9 protein-coding genes are annotated in these 9,407 nt (G+C 69.5%); 4 read left to right on the plus strand and 5 right to left on the minus strand.

Features of this window, described 5'->3' with window-relative positions:
• Window positions 1–609, plus strand: a 609-nt coding sequence (locus P7D22_RS20990; protein ID WP_319936209.1) for an FAD-dependent monooxygenase, incomplete at its 5' end; no start/stop codon positions are given.
• An 89-nt stretch (window positions 610–698) separates the two neighbouring features.
• Here P7D22_RS20990 and P7D22_RS20995 read toward each other — a convergent pair.
• From P7D22_RS20995 to aroA, 4 genes are all read right to left on the minus strand, one after another.
• Window positions 699–2,606, minus strand: coding sequence for a methyl-accepting chemotaxis protein (locus P7D22_RS20995; RefSeq protein ID WP_319936210.1), 1,908 nt, complete (start codon window positions 2,604–2,606; stop codon window positions 699–701).
• 126 nt (window positions 2,607–2,732) lie between these two features.
• Window positions 2,733–3,197 carry a helix-turn-helix domain-containing protein gene (locus P7D22_RS21000; protein ID WP_319936211.1) on the minus strand — a complete coding sequence of 155 codons (465 nt, stop codon included), beginning with the start codon at window positions 3,195–3,197 and terminating at the stop codon, window positions 2,733–2,735.
• 118 nt (window positions 3,198–3,315) lie between these two features.
• Window positions 3,316–3,951 (minus strand): (d)CMP kinase, encoded by a 636-nt coding sequence (cmk, locus tag P7D22_RS21005; RefSeq protein ID WP_319936212.1) that lies wholly within the window; start codon window positions 3,949–3,951, stop codon window positions 3,316–3,318.
• A 4-nt stretch (window positions 3,952–3,955) separates the two neighbouring features.
• Window positions 3,956–5,308: a 3-phosphoshikimate 1-carboxyvinyltransferase gene (gene aroA, locus P7D22_RS21010; RefSeq protein WP_442916126.1), complete on the minus strand. Its 1,353-nt coding sequence runs from the start codon at window positions 5,306–5,308 to the stop codon at window positions 3,956–3,958.
• Between the two features lie 176 nt (window positions 5,309–5,484).
• Here aroA and P7D22_RS21015 point away from each other — a divergent pair, with 176 nt between their 5' ends.
• From P7D22_RS21015 to P7D22_RS21025, 3 genes are all read left to right on the plus strand, one after another.
• Window positions 5,485–5,859, plus strand: coding sequence for a TIGR02300 family protein (locus tag P7D22_RS21015; protein ID WP_319936213.1), 375 nt, complete (start codon window positions 5,485–5,487; stop codon window positions 5,857–5,859).
• Window positions 5,860–5,881: 22 nt separating this feature from the next.
• Window positions 5,882–6,568, plus strand: coding sequence for a YggS family pyridoxal phosphate-dependent enzyme (locus P7D22_RS21020; RefSeq protein WP_319936214.1), 687 nt, complete (start codon window positions 5,882–5,884; stop codon window positions 6,566–6,568).
• 130 nt (window positions 6,569–6,698) lie between these two features.
• Window positions 6,699–8,738 (plus strand): methyl-accepting chemotaxis protein, encoded by a 2,040-nt coding sequence (locus tag P7D22_RS21025; protein ID WP_319936215.1) that lies wholly within the window; start codon window positions 6,699–6,701, stop codon window positions 8,736–8,738.
• On the opposite strand, the gene P7D22_RS21030 is transcribed toward P7D22_RS21025, so the two are convergent.
• Complete coding sequence (locus P7D22_RS21030) at window positions 8,695–9,243, minus strand: metallophosphoesterase (protein ID WP_319936216.1); 549 nt, start codon at window positions 9,241–9,243, stop codon at window positions 8,695–8,697. The two genes, P7D22_RS21025 and P7D22_RS21030, sit on opposite strands and share 44 nt — an antisense overlap.
• Window positions 9,244–9,407: the final 164 nt, after the last annotated feature.

Below are 9,407 nucleotides of genomic sequence, written 5' to 3' on the forward strand. Positions count from 1 at the left end.
CGGGCGGCCCTGCTCGACGCTGTGGCGGCGACGCCCATCGGCGATCTGCTGCCGCTGCGGGCCCCGGACGGCACTGACACGCGGTTGTCGATCGTCTGGACCGAGCGCACCGCCGAGGCCGAGCGGCTCGCGGCGCTGCCGGAGGCGGAGTTCATCGCGGCGCTCGAGGCCCGCATCGGGCCGGCGCTCGGGCCGATGCGGCTCGAGGACAAGCCCCGGGCGCTGCCGCTGCGGCTCGAGCTGGCACGGCGGCTGACGGGAAACCGGGTGGCGCTGCTTGGCGACGCCGCACGGGTGATCCACCCGCTCGCCGGCCAGGGCCTCAATCTCGGTTTGCGGGATGCCGCGGCGCTGAGCGAAGCGGTGGCCGACGCGATGGAACTCGGCCTCGACCCCGGCGCGCCCGACGTGCTCAACCGCTACAGCCGCGCCCGCAGCTTCGACGCCGCCACCATGGCGGCCATGACGGACGGGCTGAACCGGCTGTTCTCGAACGACCTGCTGCCGCTCCGCGCCCTGCGGGACATCGGCCTCGGCCTCGTCGACCGGGCGCCAGGGGCGAAACGGCTGTTCATCGGCGGCGCCACGGGGGTGCGGGCCGCGTCCTGATACGCGTCAACCCGCCATGCTTCACGGCCAGCGAAGCGGGTAGACCCGCCGCGCTCTATCCCAAGCGAAGCGGGTCAACCCGCCGCGCTTCAGAACTCTTCCCAGTCCCCTGCCCCGGCGGCCGCCCGGGCGGGGCCGTCGGTGCCGGTGGCCTTCAGAACCGGCGGCGCGGCGCGGCGCGCCGGCCGCGCGGTCGCATCAAGGCGGAAGCGGCCGATCAGGCCAGCCAGCGTCTCGGTTTCCTCGGCCAAACTGCGGCTCGCGGCGGTGGTCTGCTCCACCATGGCGGCGTTCTGCTGGGTCACCTGATCCATGTGGATCACGGCGGTGTTGACTTCGCGCAGTGCCGTCGCCTGTTCCTGGGCGCTCGCCGCGATGTCGTTCACGGCGGTGCTGATCTCGCCCACCTGGCTGAGAATGCGATGCAGCGCCGACCCGGCCTTGCCGACCAGCCCCACACCACGGCTCACATGGCCGTCCGAGGCCGCCACCAGGGCCTTGATCTCCTTGGCGGCGCCGGCCGAGCGCTGGGCCAGGCCCCGCACTTCGGACGCCACCACGGCGAAGCCGCGGCCCGCCTCGCCGGCCCGAGCCGCTTCGACGCCAGCATTCAGCGCCAGCAGGTTGGTCTGGAAGGCGATCTCGTCGATCAGGCCGATGATCTGGCCGATCTGCTTCGAAGAGGCCTCGATGGCCGACATGGCCGCCACGGCCTCGCCCACCACGGTCTCGGACGCCACCGCGTCGGCCTTGGTCCTGTCCACGACGGCCTGGGCCTGCAGGGCGCCGGCGGCCGACTTGCCGACCGTGGTGGTGATCTCCTCAAGCGCCGCGGCGGTTTCCTCCAGCGTCGCGGCCTGCTGCTCGGTGCGGCGCGACAGGTCCTGGGCCGCGGTGGCGATTTCGCCGGTGCCGGAGCGGATCGCCCCGGCATTTTCGGACACATGCCCCATGGTATCGCGCAGCGTATCGAGCGCCGCATTATAATCGTGCCGCAGCTTTTCATAGGCGGCGCCGAGCGGCGCCTCGATCCGACCCGCGAGGTCGCCCTGCGACAACCGGTCGAGCCCTTCGGCCAGGACGCTCACCACATGGGCCTGCTGCTGGGCCGCCTCGGCTTCGATCGCGGCCGCGCGAGCTTGTTCGCGGCTTTGTGCGTCACGGCTCGCCGCGGCCTCGGCCTTGGTGCGTCGCTGCGCCAGCGCCGCATCCCGGAAAGCCTGCAGAGCGTCGGCCATGTGGCCGACCTCGTCGCGGCGCCCGAGTGCCGGAACCGAGACGGTGGTGTCGCCGGCCGCCAGCGCCTTCATGGCGACCGTCATGGCGCCGATCGGACGGCCGATCGTGTGGCGCAGCCAGACCCAGGCCGCCAGCATGGCCAGGGCCGCGAGGCCGATGCCGCCCATCAGCACGGCGCGGACGGTGCCGTAGGCCTGCACCTGGGCGGCCTGGGTGGCCTCGGCCTTGGCGCTCGCCTTGGCCAGCGTCCGCGCCGTATAGGTCCGCACCTTTTCGAAGGCCGAGAAGGCGAGTTCCGAGGTCGCGAGGCCGGCGGCCTCGTCACGATGCGCCTCGTCGGAAGCGAGTTCGATCACCCGGGTCCCGAACGCCGATTGCCAAGCCCGGATCGCGTCCGTGGTCTTGTCGAGGCTCGTGGCGATCGTGGCATCGTCGCCAACTGCGGCGCGGGCATCCGCCAGGGCGGCATCGACCTGGGCGGCCGCGGCCCTGTATTGGTCGGCAAAGCGGCTTTGGCGGTAAAGGATCAGGCCGCGCACGGAGGCGTTCTGGTCATGCAGCCCGCCGAGCGCGCGTTCGGCATCCGCCATGATGCGGGTGGCGGCCGCGTTGAGGCTCGCCACCGCGATGGAGTTCTGCTGCTCGAACAACACGCCGCCGCAGATCAACAGCACAGCCGCCAGGGCACCCCCGAAGGCCAGCGCCAGCTTCTTCGCAATCTTGATGTTGTTGAACACGATCCGCCCCGCAGTCTTCACGGAGCGTCACATCATCACGGCCGCGTTAAGGGCGATCTTCGGAACCCACGGCCAGCTGCCCTAAAGGAAGGCTGCCATCGCTTTTCGATCACCATGGTATAACGTTCGTGTCTGGCCGGATGAGCGTCACGCCGCCTGGTCGTCGTCCCGGGCCGCCAGGGCTTCGGCCATCTCGATCAGGGTGACGCGGGCCTTTGCGTCGGCGACGCGGTTGAAGGCCCCGATCAGCCGGACCTTCTGCTTGGAATATTGTCCCGCAACGAGCCGCATGTCGTCGGCATCGTCGGTCAGTGCCGCCTGCCCTTCTTCTGCGAAACCGCCCGCCGCGGCGGCCTGGAACGCCCGCGGGTCGAGGCCCTCGAACAAGCTCGACATGCTGATGCCGACGTTGTCGGCAAAATCGAAGATGCGGTTCAGGCTGATCGAGGTCGAGCCGTTCTCGTATTTCTGGATCTGCTGGAAGCTGACCCCGAGCGCCGTGCCGACGTCCGACTGGCTTTTGCCGGCCCTTTCCCGGCAGGCCCGCAGGCGCTCGCCGAAGCGGCGGTTGACGTGATCGTCGCTGGGCAAGCCCGGACTGCGCTTCGGCATGCTGGTTCCTTCCGGACGACCTTCCCTTACGTAAGGTATCCGTAGCAGCAGCCGGCCGCGAAAATCAATCTGTGGATGTGAGGCGACGATGCCGGCTCGCCGGCCGCAAGGCCCCGCGTCAGCCTGGACGACGGCTTCTCGCGGCCTCCACGATGGCGACCGCCGCCGCAAAGGCGCCGGCGATGTCGAGCGCCGTCGTGTCGAGGGTCACGGCATCGTCGGCCGCGCGCAGCGGCGCCACGCTGCGCGACGCATCACGCTCGTCCCGTCGCAGGATGTCGGCCAGCACAACCGCAAAGGGCACCGGCTCGCCCGCCCGGGCGTGTTCGAGCGCCCGGCGCTGGGCCCGCGCCTGAGGCGAAGCGGTGACGAAGATCTTGGCCTCGGCGTCCGGGCAGATCACCGTGCCAATGTCGCGGCCATCCAGCACCGCGCCGCCGGGGCGCTGGGCGAAGCGGCGCTGGGCCTCCACCAGGGTGCGCCGCACTTCCGGGATGGCGGCCACGATGGAAGCCGCCTCGCCCATGTCGCGGCCGCGCAGGCGCGCTTCCTCGAAATCCGTCAACGCCAGCCCGCGAGCGGCCGCCACCGCGGCCGGCCCGTGGTCGAGCGGCTCATCGGCATCGAGCAGCGCCCGGGCCGTGGCCCGGTAAAGCAGCCCCGTGTCCAGGTGCGGCAGGCCGAAATGGGCCGCGAGGCGGCGGGCGAGCGTGCCCTTGCCGGACGCGGCCGGTCCATCGAGCGCGACGATCATCGGATCACACGAAGCGGGCGCCGAGCGCCGTCATGCTCGGCTTGAAGGTCGGGAAGCTCGTGGCGATCATCGCCTCGTCGTCGACTGTCACAGGATTTTGGGCCGCAAGGCCCAAAACAAGGAAGCTCATCGCGATACGGTGATCGAGGTGGGTCACCACCGTGCCGCCACCCTTCACCGGGCCACCCCGCACGATGAGGTCGTCGCCGTCGATCGCATGGTCGATGTTATTGGCGCCAAGGCCCGCCCCGACGGCCGCGAGCCGGTCCGATTCCTTCACCCGCAGTTCCTGCAATCCACGCATCCGGGTTTCGCCTTCCGCAAAGGCCGCCGCCACCGCCAGCACGGGATATTCGTCGATCATCGAGGGCGCCCGCGCGGCCGGCACATCGACGCCGCGCAGCCGCGACGCCCGCACCCGCAGGTCGGCCACTTCCTCGCCGCCCTCGACGCGGCGGCCTTCCACGGCGATGTCGGCCCCCATCTCCAGCAGGGTGGTGAGCAGCCCCGTGCGCAGGGGGTTCATCATCACCCGCTCGAGCAGCACCTCGGAGCCCGGCACCAACAGGGCCGCCACCATCGGAAAGGCGGCCGAAGACGGGTCGGCCGGCACCGCGACGGGGCGCGGCCGCAGCTCGGGCCGGCCTTCGAGCACGATCCTGCGGCCATGCTGGCCCCAGGGCTCCACCTGCACGGTGGCGCCGAAATGGCGCAGCATGGTTTCCGTGTGGTCGCGCGAGGCTTCGCGCTCGATCACCACGGTGCGGCCGATGCTGTTGAGCCCGGCCAGCAGCACGGCCGACTTGATCTGCGCCGAAGCCACGGGCGTTTCATAGCTGATGGGCAACGGCTCCCCCGTGCCCTTCAGCACCAGCGGGCAGCGGCCGCCGGACGCCTGGTCGAGCACTTCGGCGCCCATCTGTTCGAGCGGGTCGAGGATGCGCCGCATCGGCCGCTTGCGCAGGCTGGCGTCGCCATCGAAGGTGGCGGTCACCGCATGGCCGCCCACGACGCCCATCATCAATCGGGCGCCGGTTCCGGCATTGCCGAAATCGAGCGGCGCCACGGGCGTCAACAGCGAGCCGATGCCGACGCCCTGCACGGTCCAGCGGCCGGGACCATGACGGGTCAGCGTGGCGCCGAGCGCCCGGCAGGCTTCGCCGGTGCGCAGCACGTCGTCGCCCTCGAGCAGGCCCTCGACCTCCGTGGCGCCGACCGTCAACAGCCCGAAGATGAAGGCGCGGTGCGACAGCGACTTGTCGCCGGGCGGCTTGAGGCGTCCGGCGAGCGGCCCGCTGCGGCCGGCCGTGAGCGGCTGCGGGGCGGCCGCATGGGCCGAGGATGGGGGCAGCGACACCGACGGGAACCTTGAAACGAGGAACGGAACTCTGGCGGCGCTCCTAACACGCGCCGCCCGCCCCTGTCATTACGGCCCCGGCGGCGGCGGCATTCGCGTGTTGACAGGGTGGCGAGGGGCCACTAACGCGGGCGTTCATTTTGCGGCGGCAACCGGCCCCTTCCAAGGAAAACCCTGTGGTGAAACCCGAACTTGGCGCCAAGCGCCAATGCCAGAATTGCAGCACGAAGTTCTTCGACCTGAATCGCGACCCGATCGTGTGCCCGAAGTGCGCCACCGTGTTCCAGGCGGCGCCGCTCGCCCGTGCCCCTGTTCGCGCGGCCCCCGTCAATGACGAGGACGAGACCGAGACGGAAACCGACGCCACGCAGGCCGAGACCGTGTCGCTCGAGGAAGCCGAGGCGGCCGAGAAGCCCGAAACCACGACCGAGGACGACATCGACGTCGAGGACGAGCCCGCGGACGACACCTTTCTCGAGGAAGACGAGGAAGAAAACGACGACGTGTCGGGCTTGATCGACGGCGACATCGAGTCGGACGAGGAAGGCTGAGGCGAAGCCCGGGACGGCGCCCGTGCCCGGCCCCGGGGCCGACCCGGCCGTGTCCCAGTGGGACGCCATCCGGACCCGCATCGCCCGCGCGGCGCGGGATTCGGAGCGCGACCCGGCAACGGTCGCGTTGGTGGCCGTGTCGAAGACTTATGGGGCGGAGTCCATCGCGCCGGTGATCGCGGCCGGGCAGCGGGCCTTCGGCGAGAACCGCGTCCAGGAGGCCCAGGCCAAGTGGCCGGGCCTGCGGGCCACGACGCCAAACATCGACCTGCACCTGATCGGCCCCCTGCAGACCAACAAGGTGCGGGACGCCGTGGCGTTGTTCGACACCATCGAGACGCTCGACCGCCCGAAGCTCGCCGAGGCCCTGGCGGCCGAAATCGCCCGCGGCGGTCGCCGGCCGCGCCTCCTGGTCCAGGTCAACACCGGGGCCGAGCCGCAAAAGGCCGGCGTGCTGCCGGAGGACGCCGACAGCTTCATCGCGCGATGCCGCGACCTCGGCCTCGCGATCGACGGGCTGATGTGCATCCCGCCCGCCGCGGAGCAGGCTTCGCCGCATTTCGCCCTGCTGGCCACGATCGCGGCCCGCAACGGCCTCGCCACCTTGTCGATGGGCATGAGCGCCGATTTCGAATTGGCGATCCAGCTCGGCGCCACCCATGTCCGGGTGGGCAGTGCCATCTTCGGGGCCCGCCACGACGGCCCATAGGTTCCCCCGCTTCGCGCGAAGCCTGCCATGCAGGGTGTTCGTGCTTAATGCTTTGGCTTTGCAGCCAAGATTCAGATTTTAGACAGACGTGCTCTGTAGTGCTTCCTCAACGTTGCGAGGGGCCGAAACCATGAAGCACATTTCGATCATCGGAAAATTTCTGAGTATTATCGCGGTTTTTGCAGCCTTCGTTCTCGGAGCGGCTTTTTTCACCACCGGCAAGATGCGGGTCATCGACACCAACTACAGTGACCTCAGCGATCATCAGGGCGCCGCCAGTGTGACGCTTGCGCGCGCGAGCCGCACGCTCTGGGCCACGCGGTCCGGCATCGCCGACCTGATCATCTCGCAGACGCCGGACACCGACAAGGCCGCCATCGCGCTGATCGCGGCCAGCAAGGAGCAGTTCGTCGGATTCATGGACGGTAGCGCCGCCCTGTTGCCCGACCACGCGGCAGCCTTCAACGACTTGAAGGCCAAAGGTTTGCAGGCGATCAACACGTCCTGCGCCGAGACCATGAGGCTCGCCGCCTCGAACGACGCCGCCGTCCTGGATCAAACGCGGACCAGCTACAACAAAGCCTGCGGCCCCGACACAAAGGCCGCAGCGGACGCCATCAAGACCATGGTGGACAACCTGCTGGTCGAAACCAAGCGGATCAACGACGCCACTTCGGACATCACCAATGCCACTATCCTGACCACCTGGGCGACGATCCTCGGCGGGCTTGCAGTTGTCGCGGCCCTCGGCTTCGTGGCGTTGCGGATGTGGGTATCGACCCCGATCAACGCCCTGGCCCGCAACCTGTCGGCCATCGCAGGCGGGGCCTACGACACGGCCATTGAGGGTGCCGAGCGCCGTGACGAGATCGGCACCATCGCCAAGGTGGCGCAGGTGTTCAAGGTGACCGGCACCGAGAAGATCGCGCTCGAAGCCGAGACGGCACGGCAGCGCGAGGCCGCGGAAACGCTGCGTCGGCAGGAAGAGCGCGAGCGGCAGGACGCTGCCGCCAAGCAGGAAACCGTGGTGACCGGCCTTGGCGCGGGACTCGTCCGGTTGTCGGACGGCGACCTGACCGTCCGCCTCGTCACGCCCTTCCCGGCCGAATACGAGAAGCTCCGCGATGACTTCAACGCCGCCATCGACAAGCTGCAGACCACGATCGTGACCGTGGTGGGCGCAACCGGCAGCATCCGGTCCGGCACGTCCGAAATCTCGTCGGCGGCCGACGACCTGTCGCGCCGGACCGAGCAGCAGGCCGCGAGCCTCGAGGAAACCGCCGCGGCGCTTGACCAGATCACCGCCACGGTGAAGCGCACCTCGGAAGGTGCCCTCGAAGCCCGTTCGGCCGTGGCGAGCACCAAGGCCGATGCCGAACAATCGGGCGACGTTGTGGGCCGGGCCGTGCAGGCCATGAGCGCCATCGAAAGCTCGTCCCAGCAGATCAGCCAAATCATCGGCGTCATCGACGAGATCGCCTTCCAGACCAACCTCCTGGCGCTCAACGCGGGCGTCGAGGCGGCGCGGGCCGGCGAAGCGGGCCGCGGCTTTGCGGTCGTGGCCTCCGAGGTGCGGGCGCTGGCCCAGCGTTCGGCGGAAGCCGCCAAGGATATCAAGGGGTTGATCTCGGCCTCACGCGGCCACGTCGACCAGGGCGTGGCGCTGGTGGGCGAAACCGGCAAGGCACTCGAGCGCATCGTCGGCCAGGTGACGGCGGTCAGCCGCATCATCTCCGACATCGCGGCGTCGGCGCAGGAACAGGCGGCCGGCCTCGATCAGGTCAACACCGCCATCAACCAGATGGATCAGGTCACCCAGCAGAACGCCGCCAATGGTGGAGGAATCGACGGCGGCCAGCAAGAACCTGGCCCAGGAAACCCAAGAGCTGTCGCGGCTTGTCGGGCAGTTCACCGTCGAGGGCGGCCGGCCCGCCCAGGCCGCCACCCCTGCCCGGCGCGCCACCCCGGCGCTGCGAACCTCGGGTCGGGGCGGCGCGGCCCGCAAGGTCGAGCCCACCCCCGAGGCGAGCTGGGAGGAGTTCTGAGGCCTCAAAGCCACGACAACAGCCTCGCGCCAAAAAACACAGGCCCGAAGCCAGGGCGGCACGAACCGGCGCGGCTTGGCTTCAGGCCTCCTCCGCAGGCTCGGCCGGACCGCCGAAATGCTTGATCCGGGTGACGCGGCGACGCGCCCGGATCTGCTCCAGCGTCACCGGATGGAACGCCCACACGTCGACGCCGACGTCATATTGCTTCGGGGCCGTCTTCAGCAGGCCGTGGGAATGGCCGTGCAGGTTGAGCGTGCCCCGTCCCATGGCGTTCCAGGTGCGGAACGCGTAGTGGCAGAGGATGAGGCCGGTGTCCCCTTCGGTGATCTCGGCATAATGGCTGACGCTCGCCCAGGCCGGGGCCTGCAGGGTGCCGGGCCCATCGTTGTTGCCGACGATCAGATGCTTGGTGCCGTTGAGCCCGTCCAGCAGGGCCGCCACAGCCGCGTCCGGCGGCCCGAGCGCGAAGTCGCCGAGGTGCCACACGGTATCGTCCGGGCCGACAAGGGCGTTCCAGTTCGCCACGAGCGCGGCGTCGTGCTCGGCCAAGCTCTTGAACGGCCGTTTGTCGATGCGCAGGATGCGCATGTCCCCGAAATGCGTGTCGCTGGTGAAGAAGGTCGTCATGGAAGGATCATGTCGCGGCCGGCGGCTTCCGCCAGGGCGCCCTTTTGGTTTTCCTATAGGAACCCGAGCCGGACCAGTTTAGGGTCGTTCTAGGTTGGCGTGCGACAACCTAGGCCGTGTGGACGGAATGTGCGTAGTTCAGAGACAGTGGATTCCCACGGAGC

Origin of the sequence: Lichenihabitans sp. Uapishka_5, assembly GCF_033947565.1 — a bacterium.
Taxonomy (GTDB): Bacteria; Pseudomonadota; Alphaproteobacteria; order Rhizobiales; family Beijerinckiaceae; genus Lichenihabitans.

What these genes read in the sequence shown, in the direction of transcription:
- cmk (WP_319936212.1), bottom strand. Translation starts at nt 3,951, where the DNA reads ATGATCGTCGCGCTCGATGGACCGGCCGCGTCCGGCAAGGGCACGCTC.
- P7D22_RS21000 (WP_319936211.1), bottom strand. Translation starts at nt 3,197, where the DNA reads ATGCCGAAGCGCAGTCCGGGCTTGCCCAGCGACGATCACGTCAACCGC.
- P7D22_RS21025 (WP_319936215.1), top strand. Translation starts at nt 6,699, where the DNA reads ATGAAGCACATTTCGATCATCGGAAAATTTCTGAGTATTATCGCGGTT.
- P7D22_RS21030 (WP_319936216.1), bottom strand. Translation starts at nt 9,243, where the DNA reads ATGACGACCTTCTTCACCAGCGACACGCATTTCGGGGACATGCGCATC.